The 15546-nt window shown below is 36.4% G+C and carries 15 protein-coding genes; all 15 read right to left on the reverse strand.

Translation table 11 applies throughout. From position 1 onward, the window contains the following. The coding region (locus AWJ19_RS18340) for a hypothetical protein (protein WP_157890039.1) at positions 1 to 1591 on the reverse strand (1591 nt) is incomplete at its 3' end. A gap of 243 nt (positions 1592 to 1834) precedes the next feature. Further along, positions 1835 to 2101, reverse strand: coding sequence for a hypothetical protein (locus AWJ19_RS18345; protein ID WP_068725904.1), 267 nt, complete (start codon positions 2099 to 2101; stop codon positions 1835 to 1837). A gap of 51 nt (positions 2102 to 2152) precedes the next feature. Next, on the reverse strand, positions 2153 to 2725 hold the full coding sequence (locus AWJ19_RS18350; RefSeq protein WP_068725905.1) for a gamma-glutamylcyclotransferase family protein: 573 nt from the start codon (positions 2723 to 2725) through the stop codon (positions 2153 to 2155). A 988-nt stretch (positions 2726 to 3713) separates the two neighbouring features. Further along, complete coding sequence (locus AWJ19_RS18360; RefSeq protein ID WP_068725909.1) at positions 3714 to 4559, reverse strand: hypothetical protein; 846 nt, start codon at positions 4557 to 4559, stop codon at positions 3714 to 3716. 21 nt (positions 4560 to 4580) lie between these two features. After that, positions 4581 to 4883, reverse strand: coding sequence for a hypothetical protein (locus AWJ19_RS18365; protein WP_068725911.1), 303 nt, complete (start codon positions 4881 to 4883; stop codon positions 4581 to 4583). A gap of 844 nt (positions 4884 to 5727) precedes the next feature. Further along, positions 5728 to 6435, reverse strand: a complete 708-nt coding sequence (locus AWJ19_RS18370) for a hypothetical protein (protein WP_068725912.1) — start codon at positions 6433 to 6435, stop codon at positions 5728 to 5730. 15 nt (positions 6436 to 6450) lie between these two features. Beyond that, on the reverse strand, positions 6451 to 7194 hold the full coding sequence (locus AWJ19_RS18375; RefSeq protein WP_068725914.1) for a hypothetical protein: 744 nt from the start codon (positions 7192 to 7194) through the stop codon (positions 6451 to 6453). After that, entirely contained in the window at positions 7194 to 7649 is a 456-nt protein-coding gene (locus AWJ19_RS18380) for a hypothetical protein (RefSeq protein WP_068725916.1), read from the reverse strand. The genes AWJ19_RS18375 and AWJ19_RS18380 overlap by 1 nt, the downstream gene beginning before the upstream one ends. A 1465-nt stretch (positions 7650 to 9114) precedes the next feature. After that, positions 9115 to 10095, reverse strand: a complete 981-nt coding sequence (locus AWJ19_RS18385; protein WP_068725917.1) for a DUF4365 domain-containing protein — start codon at positions 10093 to 10095, stop codon at positions 9115 to 9117. A 78-nt stretch (positions 10096 to 10173) separates the two neighbouring features. Next, positions 10174 to 11304 carry a hypothetical protein gene (locus AWJ19_RS18390; RefSeq protein ID WP_068725919.1) on the reverse strand — a complete coding sequence of 377 codons (1131 nt, stop codon included), beginning with the start codon at positions 11302 to 11304 and terminating at the stop codon, positions 10174 to 10176. A gap of 786 nt (positions 11305 to 12090) precedes the next feature. After that, positions 12091 to 12804 carry an HNH endonuclease gene (locus AWJ19_RS18395; RefSeq protein WP_068725921.1) on the reverse strand — a complete coding sequence of 238 codons (714 nt, stop codon included), beginning with the start codon at positions 12802 to 12804 and terminating at the stop codon, positions 12091 to 12093. Between the two features lie 131 nt (positions 12805 to 12935). Then, entirely contained in the window at positions 12936 to 13652 is a 717-nt protein-coding gene (locus tag AWJ19_RS18400) for a hypothetical protein (protein ID WP_068725922.1), read from the reverse strand. A gap of 48 nt (positions 13653 to 13700) precedes the next feature. Then, positions 13701 to 14222, reverse strand: a complete 522-nt coding sequence (locus AWJ19_RS18405; RefSeq protein WP_068725924.1) for a recombinase family protein — start codon at positions 14220 to 14222, stop codon at positions 13701 to 13703. Between the two features lie 25 nt (positions 14223 to 14247). Beyond that, positions 14248 to 14427 carry a hypothetical protein gene (locus AWJ19_RS18410; RefSeq protein WP_068725926.1) on the reverse strand — a complete coding sequence of 60 codons (180 nt, stop codon included), beginning with the start codon at positions 14425 to 14427 and terminating at the stop codon, positions 14248 to 14250. 705 nt (positions 14428 to 15132) lie between these two features. Further along, complete coding sequence (locus AWJ19_RS18415; protein WP_068725927.1) at positions 15133 to 15441, reverse strand: hypothetical protein; 309 nt, start codon at positions 15439 to 15441, stop codon at positions 15133 to 15135. Positions 15442 to 15546 lie beyond the last annotated feature (105 nt).

The following is a 15546-nucleotide window of genomic DNA, read 5'->3' on the forward strand; positions in this document are numbered from 1 at the left end:
GGTGTCGGTGTTGCTGTCGGCGTGCTGGTGTCGGTGCTGGTGTCGGTGATGATTCTGGTTCATCTGTAGGAACTGGAGTTGAAACCGGAAAGGGTTCTACTTTCTTATAGTAGAAGGTGATTTTTTTGGTATTGTTCAAATCACTTTTAACAATATCAGGAGTATAAGAGCCCAGGAAAACCCCGTTTTGATAAACTGATACATTCGCCTTGCCTGTCCCTACTGCCGACAAATACTTACGGCTCTCATCGAAAGCTAAAACTTCTGGATCGTTTGAAATCAAGGAATAGTTTGAGATGGAATCCTTTCGAGGTTTTGTTGCCCCCGCACTATTCAACAATACTTTATAGATATCCGGCTGACTATAGCTATTCAAAAACTCCACTGTCTGTTCCATAGGATCAACAACTTTATACCCCGATATTTCTTCTGGAAAATAAGTATTGGCTATTCCACTTTGAATATTGCTTATCATGTTAGAAGCAAGAAGTCTATCACTACCGGCTTCTCTATAATCTACTGTTACCGTATTTGAAGCAAGATTTTGCTTAAATTGAAACCCATTCTGAGGATAAACATAATCAGGTATAAATGACGTTACAGAAAAAGGTACAGTTAGTGGATCTGAAATATAATTACCAAAGTCTTTGAAATACTTACAAACCAGCGATTTGTCCAGTCCTTCTAAGCTTGTTAATTTGTTTGAACTCACATCCAATAAACTAGTCACCGATTGAAGATTGCTAAGTGCAGTTAAGTCCATCAAATTATTCGAATTCAAGTCTAACGTTCCAATTCGAGTTAATTGATTAATACCAGAAATGTCTGTCAGCCTATTCTGACTAAAATCAAAGGATCTAGAATAGATATCCTGGCCAAATTCAGATGTTCGTGATGGGTCAATGCCATCTAATCCGTCCAGACTTATTAAATTATTATTTTGCAGATATAATCTATCTCGAACATACTTCAGGTTTCTTAAACCTTGTACAGATGTAAGTTTATTTGTGTAGAGATACAATCCGACAACACTTTTCAAGTTTCTAAGACCGTCAACATTAATTAACATGTTTTGACTCAAGTCGAGACTAGAAGCATATTCAAACCCTTCTAGCCCTTCAACTGAAGTTAATAGATTGCCTGAGAAGTTTAAATTGGTAGGTATTCCGGTATATGTATTAAATACCTGCATACCAATCAAGCTCTTAATGCCTTTTCCGGATGCATCAAATGGATACCCCATATTCATGGTTTTTAATTCCTCCTTATTAAGGGCACTATCCATATCACCTGACCAGCCATTTTTCTTTAGCCATTGCACAAAATACTCTGCTAAGTTTTGATCCTCAAATAGGTATTTTATCACCACGGAATCACCTTTATTGAAGTTGTCCATTGCTTCTTGAGGTAAAGCAGTTAATGACTCGTAAACATTATCTGTTACGCTGCTTCGAGCGTAGACTGATTCCGATACGCTATTATTCTTGATATCAGAGCCTAAAATATTCTCTTCTCCTCCAGCTGCCAACACAGCTATTGGTGATGAGGTAAGCAGCAATGCTGTGACCAAAAGGATTGATACTATTCTCATTACATCCATCTCCTTTAACTCATTCGTTGATGAATATAATTTTTCTCGTAAGTAGACTCCGAAATACGATCCTCAGTGTCATTCCTTGTTTAGAGAAGGCTGGAAAAAGTGGTGTATAGAATAAAAAAAAATGCAGTTACCCCAGTAAGAATTAGGGAACTGCATTAGAAGGTTTTAATTATATGTCGAACCTGCATATGCAAAATCGATCAAAACAAACATAAGACGAGCAGTTTATCTTTCCTAATACTCGTTTGGTAACATGAAGGTAAAAAAGTTCCCCTCTCCATCTTCTCCGTATACTGCCCATACCTTTTCAGAAAATAGCCATTTATCAATAGTCAGCAATACTTCCTCATCATTACCGTCAGTAACTACCGTTTTCCCATTCATGCTTCTAAAAGAAAGGAATTCTTCATTGTTTTCGTGAAGCATAATGATAAGCGACTGGATCAGTTCCCAGTCGCTACAACCGATCCGCTCTACACCAATAGATAATAGCACTTTCATATTTATCACCTCTTAGACTATTCTGAAATAATATCTGATAAAAGTTAATCCTCAATTTTTTATATTTAGAATAGACTTAAGTGCCAAAGACATAAATACAACCTTCATTTCTTCTTCTGTATATCCTGCTAATTTCATTAATTCAAGCTCATCATATTTAGGCCATGTTTTAATCAGTGCAGTTGCTAAGGGGGTAATATCTATACCATTCTGGATATACGCACTAAAAATTAAATTGTACGCTTCAAGTGTAGGCTGACCAACCGGTTCTACACCATCATTCATAATGTAAGCTAGGGCAAATACCCCTTCTGAGTTAACTTCTATAAGTTGATCTGCATGTTCAGTCAGAGCTGCTACCTTGATCTTGAGGATTTCTTTTTGAAATAAGCCATTATTAACGAATTCAAATTCATCTAAGCGACGCTCATCTTCCTCAGAAATGGACCAGATAACTACAGGAACCTTGGATTCACTATTTCTCTTGATAGTCAGGAAGGTCCGAAACTCTAACTCAAATCCCTCAATAAAACCAAGCCCTACAATTACCCCCTTTGTTTTACGCTTCATTTCTTTACTGTTCATGTTAATTCCATAAGATGCAACTAATTTTCTCGAAGTCATACATAACCACCCTTTTTAGATATTTACGTTATAGCTAAAATCCATATTGAATAGAAATTACATGATTACAACAATCCTTAACTCATGCGTTCAATACACTGAACGTTACAAGACGTTTTATAAAAACAACGGTGTTTCTTATAATAATTTTGGTTGATTTTAACGTACTATTTAGTAAATGTGTAATGTTCTTTTTAAGTCAAATCAAGAAAGCAGACTATACCCAATTTTAAAGAAACCGTGGTGTCTTGCAGCCATTACCCTGCAAATAGGTGCCAATGTTCTTGTGTGTTTCTTATAGGTGGTTTAACCGGTTACATATAAAGCGCCATTCCAACATTAAATATTGTAAGTAGATTATACGCGTAAATCTTAATAGTCCATCTTAGATAGAAACCAAAATAAGGATTTACTTAAATAACCGCCTTTCCAAAGGCGGTTATTCTTATCTCAGCAACTATAATCTGATACTTTTCAGGCGAACATCTGCGGAAATTCTTTAAGAATCGCTTCGAAACAATGACTACATACAACGAAGTTCTTATTATTCCCCAAACCAATAAACTGCGCTTTAACCTCATATGTAACATCTGGTTTTACATCAAGAGGTAGCAGTGATTCCGAGCAAACCCCACATGAGCCAATCAGCTTCATGTAACAAACTAAGCAAAGTGAACCTATGTCATGCGTAGAGTGTCTGAACAGCATCTGATCCTCTTTAGAACAAAACATACAATTCCCCATATTATCCTCCGATTTGTTTGGAAATAAAAAAATACCGCAGACTTCGCCTATAAAGGCTGGTCTGCGGTACTTCCGCTTCCAAAGTTTTTATTCTCTTAAACCAAACATACTTCAGTCACCATAAAAGAGCAAGTATTTTTTGAAACTCACTCCACACAAGTTATGCACTTTTATATTTTACTTAAGATATAAAAATCTAACCACTATTCAGAAGCAAGGGATATCTTCCTCTTAGTAGGAAGGCTTATACAACACCACTACCAAGCTTCAAGATCCAAGCAATTAAACCACCAAGTTCTCCACTGATTAAATACAGTAAGCATATAGCGAGGATGATATATGTCAAAGCTCTTCGTTTCAGATATAACAAATAAGCGTTCTTATATGCACCCGAAGTACCAAGTGAAGCTTCTGTCTCTTTAACCACAGATAAGGCATCGTTGCTAACAAAACGAGGTTTCCCATTTTTCTCTGAGCGAGTATCCATACTTTCTCGCGCTATGGGTAATCCAATATAAACTAGATCCATTATTGATGAGCCTATTAATAATAATGAAATCAATATAGCACCCATACCAAAGATAACACGGACAACTGGTAAAATTGGATTTAACCACTTCATGGCGGTAAAAACATCCGCTGTGGTACTGTCCATTACGAGTGGTATTAATAATATGGACACTTGGCTGTTAACAGATGACATTGTATCTATGATAATTTGTTGGGTCTGTGCTGATACTGGTGACTTCTGCAACTCTTCAATAAAAATGCCTAGAGCATTTTTACGGGATTTATCCGTAGCTGCATTAAAGTTAGAATTATTAAAGACAACTGCGTTTTTACTATCATCATAGTTCAATAATCGAGTATCGGAGATTATATCTGCATTTGCCTTAAACTGCAACTTTAAGTATTCGCCGTCTGTTCCCATCTTTAACCAGACATCTTTCATATATTTCTTATCACCTTGAGGTATCATAATGCTTTTCAAATCTAAATTGCTTGTGTCTGCCGCAAATACCCCAACTGCTCCAATACATAAAGAAAATATCAGTATAAACAAAAATAATACTGGCACTCTACTTTTCATAATTTATCACCTCGTAAAAGTCTACTTACCTTCAAGTATCTTTCTTATTTTTTCTTCCGGTTTGTATTTCAATGATCGAAAATAAGCAATTCCACCTGAAAAAAATAGGCAGGAGATTACGATTATATTCCTTAGATTTTCAGATACATCAAGGACTAGATGTAGATCTGAAACATCTTGTAATATCAATGCGGAAATTACAAGCATCAGAAACACAACAAAGAAAACTATGGTTTCCACTAACCACTTCAACACTTTATGTACAGTCCAAGTGCTTGGACTGTACATTACATGAAGCATCATTCCCTTGAAAATTCTAGCCATAACTCAAACCTCCCATTTTTAGTTGTTCTGCGAAACATCCGATTTTAAATCTAGATGACTAATCCAAAATTACCTCCATCACTATAATTTTGCTCTTTATTCAACTCCCTAACTTTTTATTCTCAGAGTTATAAATGATATGATTAAGCAATCATCTATTCACTTTTTATGCGAATTAAAAAAAGTGCAGATTACCCCTTAGAGTAACTGCACTTTTTATAAAGTTAATGCACTGCTATATCGGTCTTATCCACTTATGAAGCTAATCATATTTCGTTGACATAATCGCTATATAGCGAATTGATTTCACCTCAACCAGCTATGATGAATTTTTACCTGACCCCTTCTTTAGAGCATAAGATAATATGGCTAATTAGACTTACCTTCAGAAAAAATAGTGGTATTCCTAAGTATTCAACAGGGCATACCCTCTACTAGTGTCACAGGCATCGAGAAATATATCCTAATCCAATTTCTCATCTAAACAATTATTCTACTAAAAACCTACTCACTAAGATGTAGATCCCTTTCAGGCTGCTGATACTTGAATAATGCCTCCTCGCTATACGAGGTGGGTATTTATAGATAGCGATTTTATATGGAGAGGCGGGCATGATAAGCTGGTTAGCATTGCGAAGTCCTTGTGCTTCGCGGCTTTCGCGAGTACTCATGCCCGCAGAGGCTCATGTCAAATCGCTCTATCACTCTATCAAACGTACCTTTAACCACGCAGTATAGCGAAGAGCCTGAATAATTAACGTTGTAAACTCTAAAATCTCTTCAAAGTTAGTTATATAGAATCTATGCTAGAACGGCATAATCCCGAATAATCAACATAATTAATCTACTTGAAGTGTTGTAAACTCCCTGCAACTTGAAATATTGACTTGAATTCTAAATGAGTTACTTCTTTTGGGTTCGCACCTCCCAGTATCATTCTTACAAACCTGTCCGGATCAAATACATGTATCATAGCAGTAACTGTATTATCCCTCTCACGCAAAAGATATGTTGGTATTTTAATTTGTACCAAGACCATTTTCCAACTACCATCAGGCTGGACAACCGCAATTGTTAATCCCCTAAATGGATTGCAAGATTCTAAACTATACTGTATGACTCGAGTTACTGCTCTTTGAATCATCTCCTCATTAAATCCCAGCTTCGAGTGTATTTTATAAATGCCAACTCCTCCGAAAAGATCTGTTCCCTGACAAAACTTCATTTCGCATGCATCATAAAGAGGTGATTGTACATTGGTATAGAAAATCAAGCATTTTATTAATGATTGAAATGATGCCGTGATTTCTTCAGAACTATCAGAAATAACTGGGGTTTTTTCTATCAGGTCCGAAAAGTAATCATCCGAATATATGAGAAGGGAATGATTTATAAGTGAGTAAACAAGCCTAGCCCAATTCTTATCACAATAAGGGGCATCAGCCAATTGAAGTAGGTCCTCATGATCTAAGGCCTCTAAATATACCCCTTCAAGGAAATAGGAATCATCCGGTGTTGGACGATGATACTCCTGATACGTAGAAAAGCGCATTCATAACGCCTCCTTCTAATCATTGTATGGATTTTGATCGTGCCACCATTGGAACATCTGGTTTACTTGTGTCATGGCTCTTCTAGTTTCACCTTCTGCTGTTTTACTGAAGTCACCCTTAAAAAGGCGAGATACCGCCTCTCGATCAACTACTGATCCATTTCTGCTACTTAATATTGAAAGCACATGTGCCAATTTGGAATTGTCACACTGACTTCCTAAAATCGCCTCTACAAATATCTTGCTAAATGGCAGTAATATCGCTATTTCTTTTCTACAGTCTAGTAAACTTATTTTCTGTTCATATTTTTGTTGTGGTAACATCGATGAAAATCCTTGTAAAAAATACTCCATAGGTCGTTCTTGTTTCGTCACAATACGAAAATGAGTAATCGCATCTGCAATAGTTACACTATCCGTTGATTGCATAATCCCATTCATTGGTTCTGCAATAAGAACACTCAACTTATCAGATACATATTTAACTGTTTGCTCTATTACGTTTGTATTCTCTATCCCTAATGCAGCTGCGGTTGTTCTGCAGTTTAAATGGGACATTTTTAGATAATAATCTAACCGCTTTTTCGTATCCCCATGCTTTACATATGACAACGACTTGGTGTAACGAGAGATCTCCTTTAGGGCATCCAATTTTTCTTGATTAAGCTCTACATCAAGCTTCACTTCAATTTGGCCTCTGATAATTTCAATACTATTTCTGATCTCACGAAAGATATTTGGTTTGTGTAGTTGTTTCATTATTTTTTACTCCCTCTACCAATAGGCCGCAGCAGCTCGACATTATCAAAGACATACACTTGATACCATTCAAGCACCTCTAAAACTTCATTTACCGAATTACTTTGAATTAAGGTAGTGATTTTTTCACTGTTAAATACCGAATCTTCAAGTAGCATCCTAAACTGACTTTTAGCGAACCGTAAAGACTCTGCTCTTGAGTAGCCTAATCTTATTGCTTGTGCATTTGTGCAATTTCCAAATCCTAAACATAGATCAAGAAAAACTTTATGCTTTTCGGACCTTAATCTTATACAGTCTATAAAATCACATATACACTTGATGGCGTCTAACTTGGCACTGATTAGCATTCTTTCCTCATTGGTCAAATTTGACGACTTCAACTTATCTAATACTTCCGCATAACCTGTGGTTAACGCTTGAAATTCCCTTTTCAGTGTTATCCGTTTCCCCATTTCACATCATCCTCTCGTTATGCAGTAGACGCGGGACAAATTCTGACAAAATCCAATCAAGTTAACTTAAAACAACATAATTCAGATGCCATTCTTACTACTTAGGAAAATCTTTGATTTGTACAGACATTAAACGATTTACCCTAGCATTAATGTTTTTCTAATTTAGAAATTCCCTAGAGTACCAAAGCAAAAAACGCCGGGTACATAACGGCGAGTAAACATTTAACGCTTATTGTAAGTTAGTGGCTTCAAAGTAATATAAATCGTGTTCCAAAAAATATGTCCTAAACGAAACCGTTTGCATGCTTTAGAAAGAATTTTTCTAAATGGAATCAGACATGCTTCAGTGAATAATAGCTTTTATGAAGACATAATTATAGGTTCGGGAAAAAACAAGGAAGTAGGACTAAATCAACATTATTGGGGAGATGGTTCGAGTGGTACTCCATTGAACAGTCTGTTTTTCAGGAATATAAGAAAATACAATAACTCGAAGAAAGGTGTTTAGCTTTTCTTAGCGAAATCGGATAAAAAAAGCATAATCAGAGGATTGATATATGCGGTAGAGTCATTAATATTACCGCGCTGTTAATACTAAGATCGAGCTACCCTGAGACAAGAAAAAAGTTCTTGTTTGTGATTCTCATGTTTTTTGAAGCATATAACTACCATATATTTATCACTTCACCGAATTATAAAAGAATCTTCGGTCATTCTTATGTACTCCATGATCTTATAAAAAAGACTTCGGTTGTTCTCATGTATTCCATGATCTTATAAAAAAGACTTCGGTTGTTCTTATGTACTCCATGTTCTTATAAAAGAGCCTTCGGTTGTTCTTATATATTCCATGTTCTTATAAAAGAGCCTTCGGTTGTTCTCATATATTCCATGATCTTATAAAAGAGCCTTCGATTTGTATTACAACTCTCAATTTTTTAATTGTCAGCCTATACGCTGCTAACTTCCCATTTACTTATTGATGAAGGTAAAAATATCAGGCCCGACAAAAGTAGATCTTAATTTTTCACAATGATTCCATATCTTCGTATCTAGGATTAAAACATAATGTCTCATTTTTATATTTGATTGACTTATCGGGTGTTTTGAGACACAAATGCTGAAAGGTTACCCCTGATAAACGAAAAATCACAACGATGCTTGAATACAATATGGCCGTAAGGACTACACTTTTCCCGTAATCCATTTAGTTGTTAGGCATTAGCCTCCAACTCTATATTGCTAATAAAATATATTAATCATTCCCATGAGTTTTTTCGTAATACAACCAACCTTCATAGAATCCGTAATTAGAAAACTAGTATCATTCCTACAAAGAAACAGAAACAGCAGCAGCCATGGACGGAAATAAAAGTCTTGGACTGCCGCTGTTTTAACTATCGTTTCCCGTTAGAGCTTAAGGTTGGTGGTTGGATAATGACTTATTGATGGATAGTCTAAATTATTTATAATCGCTAACTAAAAATTCAAAGTCAGCATACGGGTTCATATCATACAAGACCTCTCTAAGAAAGAACGCTAAATTTTCATTTAATTTGTTCAGTTCTTCAAGTTTAACAATAAGAGCATTAAAGTTCTCGTCATTTGACCCGTTCTCATATTGCCGTATATTCTCATTTACTGTAGTAATAAAAGTTTTAATTGTTGAATCCTTAATAAACCCATCTGCTTCACTAATACTCTTTCCTTTCGTGTAGGGATAGACAAATGTTGATTCTGCATCCAACCAGAGAAAAACAAATCTAAATTTCTCTAAAACAACTTTAGTTTCATCAAGGACAAACTGATCTCTCTGGCGATTTATTATCTCCGATGAATTTTCTTTCAAACGATTAGCAGAGTCTTTAAATGCCATCAATTTTTCTTTCAACGTACCTTGCTGCTTGCCAGCATTCTCTAGTACAGTGTGACTAACTGAATGGGACAGGTTTTCAAATAACTTATAATCATAATTACGAATAACTTCAACTATCTCTACAGGTACCTCTTTAATAGCTAGAGAGAATACAGACTTTTTATCAACATGTATATTCACAGTTTTCTGTTGCTGTAGCTCCCCGAGTCTCTCTGAGATCTGCTCATAAGGATAACACCAAAAAACACTCAGGCCGTCTATATCGACTACAAATAAAAAAGTGGGTTCTTTATGTAACAACCAGTAATTTATAGTTGATATCTTTATTGGGATAATAATGGTTTGCTCATCGATCTCTACTTCATCTTTACCTTTACACTGTCCATTAAAACAAAGTCCATTTGGTGTAGAGCCATTCAATAACTCAACATGTAAATCTATGCCGATATCTTTTTCTACAGGAATTGTATTAACGATAGAAAATCTTGATAATACACTTTCAAGAAGGGCGACTGCTACATTACCCTTCTTAGTGTTTTCATGTACTTTTGGTAATTGAGGTTCCATACAAGCTCCTTTCAACTTACTTGTTTTTTTAATCAAAGTCTAAATCAAGTTGATTTTACCAGTGTTACAATGTTTGCATCACATCGGATTAGCAAGCCTCATGAAGAGCAGGAGCTGTAGGTCGAGCTTCTCCGTTTGCAAACTGATGTATGACGGCAATACCCTTGCGCTGATGAGTCGCTTAAGGTGATAGTCTACCATTGATAAAGGGTACGACGAATTGTTCAGGTACTCGAATACCTTGCCTAGATCGTAGGATACTTCTTTGAATCTGCGAGAACTTGAATGCAGAAGATGGGAGTGTGCCAAATCCACTTCGCCAAACGTCATGTTCTGGAACGCTTCGTATAGCTCATCGACCAGCAGATGCAGGGAGTTCAAGTACGTAGCTACCTTTTCCCGTTCCTGCTCGGGAAAGTCCTGTGAAGCGGTAAACAGCTCGATCAGCGTCAGAATATCATGATGATACCCCTCACCGTCACCAATCCGAATACTGTTCTCCTTCAAGAGAATCTGAAGCTGCTCAACAATATCGGAGCTACGCCCGATCTCTCGTTGCCGCTGCTCTTCGACAAATTTACCTTTCTTTTCCTCAATTACGCTTACCACATTCGATAGGAGGGAGTATCGTTTAACCGTGTACTCCTGAATTTTGGCGAAACTCATTGAGAAGGGAATAGCAGCATCTCCTGGTTTATTACTGTAGAGATAAACTGTATAGTCTCCGCTACCCCCTGCATCACTAGACCAAGAAGCGAAGTATTTTTCATCACTTTCCGCATCGTTTTTAGCGTTGTTCTTGACCCCATCAGTACTATCAAGGTTTACCGAATGAGCTCCAAAACAAGCGCGAATTTGTTGGAAGTAAGTATCGTCAGGAACCGATTGCTTAAATACGGAATTATCCTTCCGTAACGGGTACTTCATTCCAAACACACGATAAAGCTGCTTTATCGATTGAACGACAAGATCGTAGGTCATTATCAACTGTAAGACGTTTAATGATCGAGCATCATCATTCGGATGATTTAATTGGATATGTGGCAAACCGCTCACGCTTACCGAAAGCCAGTCCTTGGTTGAACAGATAATACTCCAAAGGTTCTTGCCGTTGTAGTCGCCATATGTGTTAATCAAGAAATCATCATGATCGCTTACTGCTTGCGTGTACTCCTCGAGCAAGGAGTTATCGAGAATGTATGGGTTCATACTTTACCCCCGTTTGACAATGAATAAATCAATTCTAGTTTAAATATCCAGTCTCAGTGGATCGACCATCAGCTCTTGAAATCTGCTCAGGTCAACCCAGACCTAAACCTTCATTTTATCATCATTAGATTACATACTTATTAAGTCCCTTCAAGATCAGTCACTTAGTTATAGTCATAGACGATCCCTACACAGAACTTTGCTCTAGTTAATGCAACATACAGTTTTGAACGGCTTATAGAAGGCGAGGCAAGTTGAATTAAATCGCTGCATCAAAGCTAAAGTATGAATACTGTAAACTTGTAGCATTTTTCGAATATAAAGTGATCACAACTTAGTAGACACACTCACTACTTCTTCGTACTGTTTTTACGTCAGTCACATCAGGTGTCATATCATTGACGTTAGCGCAATGACTGCAACCAACCACATGCAATTATAATACTACATATTGGAACAAACTTGCCCGTTAGAATGACACATTACTATTCTAAGACTGTATTCTTCTAATCAAAAACTTTACTTTCTTTCATCATTAGTATGTGTTAACTACTTGAATTACATTTTCGTGCTGCTAGAGGTCAAATCGGGCTAAATCAACATAATAAATGCATAACAAAAATGACCCCTTCCTGTTAATACAGGTGGGGCCATCAATTATTCATTGTACCTGGATTCACTGATCAACTCTCCATCTTTAATTATTAGTAGCCTTAAAATTAATACCTGTTAGAACAATCATAATTCTTTATGCTAATATTATCTGATATAATTAAAGTTTCAATTTCAGATCTCTTCGGGTAACCAGACACCTTTTACTTTCTTACCAAAGACCTCCTGTATCATATTGTTTAGTAATCTATTCATAATCTTACTATGTTCCTTATTTTCCGATTTGCTGATTACCTCTAAGTTCTCAGGCCGGTTATCATATTTAGATAAATTCCGATGATTTATATCATAAGATCTATTTTCACCAACTGCATTCACTGCCTCAGATCCAAAATATAAAACCGCTATTAACTGGTGATCTTTGATGAAGAGCCTACCGGTTCTAAACCCTTTTTTTCTCCACTCAATTCCTAAACTACTCCTTGAACTCAACCAAGGATTACTTTTCATTAACTCCCCAGAGGCGGCATAAAATACCCCATCATACACTAAGTGCTTTTGATTCGAGAAAATATCAATCAGGTAGATTTTAACTCCATCCATAACCTCTTTATATTTACTATTGTCAAAATGGTATACTTTCCCGGTTTTGAAATCGATAAGTAATGTATATTCATCGTAGTAGGTGCTATACACCCTATCTAAGAGATGCTGCTTTCTTTTTCTCATTTCACCTAATGCCATCTGCTTGGGAATCCACCCAATTTCAATCTCAATTTCGTTTGATGCTTCATCCTCTACGGATGACCACTTTCTCCAATGCCCCTCTATTGTTGATTCTTCAATATGAAACTCCAAAATAGAATCCCCTGTCATGAATTTCCTCATAATTAATCATCCTCACATTGTTTAGTGATCTTAATTAAGACTTGAGAATTTACCTTCAGTATTTTCAAAAAACCTCCGGGGGTTCCTTATAGTTCAGAGCGTTACCTTCTCTGGCCTACTATACCCCTCCGCTAATTGTATAACCCCATAGCCTCTCCGAGCTTTTTATGCTTAAGTATATATTCAATAAAGCTATCTAAGGTATTATACTCTTGCAGTAAACAAGAGGCCTTTTGAATTGATGTGGCAATTGTGATTACATCGAATTTCATAATAAGTACATCATTGAGATTATTGTACTTTTTCACGAGTGTAGTCAGATTAGATATAACTCGCGGATTTCCTTCTAAAGCTTTTCTTATCATTGTTCGAAGATTAGGAAAAGATCGTTTTCCAGTTCTTGTTTCCCTTTCAAATATGTAATCCTCGATATAATTAAAGACTTCCTCCACTAGCTTTATATCTAAGTCACATTCTTCGATCCAATACTCATCGTTAGCAAATGATTCGGTAGCTAAAATGCTTTCAGCTATACCTTTTTGACCCAAATTTAATTCCTCAGAAATAAGTAAAGGCATCTCTCTTTTGCCAATTACCATTGTTGTATTACGTTCTATTTGATATCCAAAACCACCAACATTCTTGACTTTACTACAACCAATTTTCCCTCCACAGATTTTTACGAAAAATTCGCTGGCTCCGATAATATCAGACTGTGTTACAAGCTTTTTATTAAGTAATACTTCTGCAGCTTCTGATTTTATTTCGTAAGACGGATTATTAGAAAATGTCAGTACAGGTCTGCCTTTTGTACTCATTGATGATCCTATCTCAAATAAAGTACTCACTAGTTCATCCTCTCCTTCTTAGAACTCTAGTCTTTTTCTATAAGCTCCTTAAAGTTCAAACTCTCTAACGAGCTTATAGAAAGTGTTAATATTAATACCTAATTCTTCTGATGCTTGATGGCTGTTAATGCCAGTTCCTTCGTATTGTCTAAACTTGAGATAAACCTGCCAGAAGTTATCTGGATAAGACAACTGAGGTCGGCCTAACTTTTTCACCTTCACTTTATCCTTAGCTTGGACAAAGTCGGTAACAAATCTCAAAATTTCATACCCCTCATCGAGTAATAATCGTTCAGCTTCAACTTCGTCTCCCGAAGCCAGCAATAGCCCCTTTTCCTTACAAGTCTCTAAAAAAGAACATAATTCGGACGATGAATTGCAAGCGCTATCAAAACTTTTGATTACCAAGGTGTCACCCTTACTAGCTTCTGCGAATAACCTCTTCAACTCTCTATCCTTAGTCTTACCTTGAGAGTCAATCAGATCGACATACAATTTGTCATACTGTCCACTTGACTTAAATCCATCGATCTCTCTAAGATTTTTTGCTTTAATGTAACCACAACGCATAAGATCACTCCCTATTAGCAAAGTATTATTCCATTCCTGTAACTACCATCAGGCAAGCAAGTAAGGCAGCTAGGGCAAGCTCAGCATAACCAGCCAATTTCCGTTCGAACATTGAAACATCTTCATCGAAACCGATTAAAGCTAAACGAAACCCGAGCACTGTTACTGGAAGAAGTATCAGATTCATGAATGTAGCAAATAACATAGTGAACGTCCTCCTGATTATAGATAAATTAATAACTTATATATACTTATATGTAATTATTAGTTATTTTAACTGTTGTTAGTATACCTTCCCTTTTTATAAAATGCAACGTATTTTCATGAAAACATTAGACTTTTTATAATAATAACAACTTAAAATAAACCCCTAGTTTCGTACAGGGATGGATAGAAAGAGCAAGCACCGAGCTTGGGCAATTGTACGCCCGTGTGTGACGAGAGGTGAGAAAGGGGAGGGATATTCACCCCTAGGGGCATGGAGGGCGTTACGGAGCAATTATAAATTTTGAGAACGTGTCTAAGATGAAGGATAGTGGAAAAATAAGGTTGATAGATTTGCAACGGAATTAACACTCTGCTTTACCTATAACTACAGATAACAAGTTCATGTCCTATCTGTATCAAGATCATAGATCAGAAAAGTGGGTAGTCTGGTTGGAATGAATCATGTGAGAAAAAAAAATAAACTCAACACTGGGTAGGAGTTGAGTTGTAGTCGACTTATTGTTGATGATATAGTTTTTCTTATATTTGACCTCCCATTCAACTGTTAAAATAATCGCCGCTTCGATAATATTTATATAATCACTTTACGGTTTAGAAAAATCTTAATCTGATTCAATTGTATGAAGAGTTACTCAATGCGCAAAAAGAAGCTGGTGTTTTTCATACCAGCTTCATAACCCCATTATGCGTAATCCTTTGATAACTCGGTGTACTTATTAAAGATAGCGGCGATCTCTGAATGCGGGGTTAAACTCGAAATGTCGAGACGTCCAAAAACATCCTTCACTTCATAGATTACTATCTCCATAGGCAAGTTTCTCGACTTAAAGAAATTTTCGACCTCGGTGTACATCTGCTTTATTAGTTCAAGCACTGGTTCTGTAAATTGCCATGGCATGGGTTGAGCAAAATAAGGATCGGTTACATCTGGAACAACTGGAACTGCCCACGGATGAGCATTATATATGTTTAATTCAGATAGCTTAGTCATGTAAGCTCCCTCCCAAGAATAGTTGGTAGTATTCTAACTTGGAAGTCCAGCTTTGGGAAGTTTGTCAGAAACAAAAAAAAGAGAAGGCTCCAGTTAAGGCACCTT

This window comes from Paenibacillus sp. DMB5, from assembly GCF_001517085.1.
Classification (GTDB): Bacteria; Bacillota; Bacilli; order Paenibacillales; family Paenibacillaceae; genus Paenibacillus_AQ.

Bases quoted from the DNA above. Each gene is read 5' to 3' on its own strand.
- AWJ19_RS18345 (WP_068725904.1), bottom strand. From the start codon at position 2,101: ATGAAAGTGCTATTATCTATTGGTGTAGAGCGGATCGGTTGTAGCGAC.
- AWJ19_RS18350 (WP_068725905.1), bottom strand. From the start codon at position 2,725: ATGACTTCGAGAAAATTAGTTGCATCTTATGGAATTAACATGAACAGT.
- AWJ19_RS18360 (WP_068725909.1), bottom strand. From the start codon at position 4,559: ATGAAAAGTAGAGTGCCAGTATTATTTTTGTTTATACTGATATTTTCT.
- AWJ19_RS18365 (WP_068725911.1), bottom strand. From the start codon at position 4,883: ATGGCTAGAATTTTCAAGGGAATGATGCTTCATGTAATGTACAGTCCA.
- AWJ19_RS18370 (WP_068725912.1), bottom strand. From the start codon at position 6,435: ATGCGCTTTTCTACGTATCAGGAGTATCATCGTCCAACACCGGATGAT.
- AWJ19_RS18375 (WP_068725914.1), bottom strand. From the start codon at position 7,194: ATGAAACAACTACACAAACCAAATATCTTTCGTGAGATCAGAAATAGT.
- AWJ19_RS18380 (WP_068725916.1), bottom strand. From the start codon at position 7,649: ATGGGGAAACGGATAACACTGAAAAGGGAATTTCAAGCGTTAACCACA.
- AWJ19_RS18385 (WP_068725917.1), bottom strand. From the start codon at position 10,095: ATGGAACCTCAATTACCAAAAGTACATGAAAACACTAAGAAGGGTAAT.
- AWJ19_RS18390 (WP_068725919.1), bottom strand. From the start codon at position 11,304: ATGAACCCATACATTCTCGATAACTCCTTGCTCGAGGAGTACACGCAA.
- AWJ19_RS18395 (WP_068725921.1), bottom strand. From the start codon at position 12,804: ATGAGGAAATTCATGACAGGGGATTCTATTTTGGAGTTTCATATTGAA.
- AWJ19_RS18405 (WP_068725924.1), bottom strand. From the start codon at position 14,222: ATGCGTTGTGGTTACATTAAAGCAAAAAATCTTAGAGAGATCGATGGA.
- AWJ19_RS18410 (WP_068725926.1), bottom strand. From the start codon at position 14,427: ATGTTATTTGCTACATTCATGAATCTGATACTTCTTCCAGTAACAGTG.
- AWJ19_RS18415 (WP_068725927.1), bottom strand. From the start codon at position 15,441: ATGACTAAGCTATCTGAATTAAACATATATAATGCTCATCCGTGGGCA.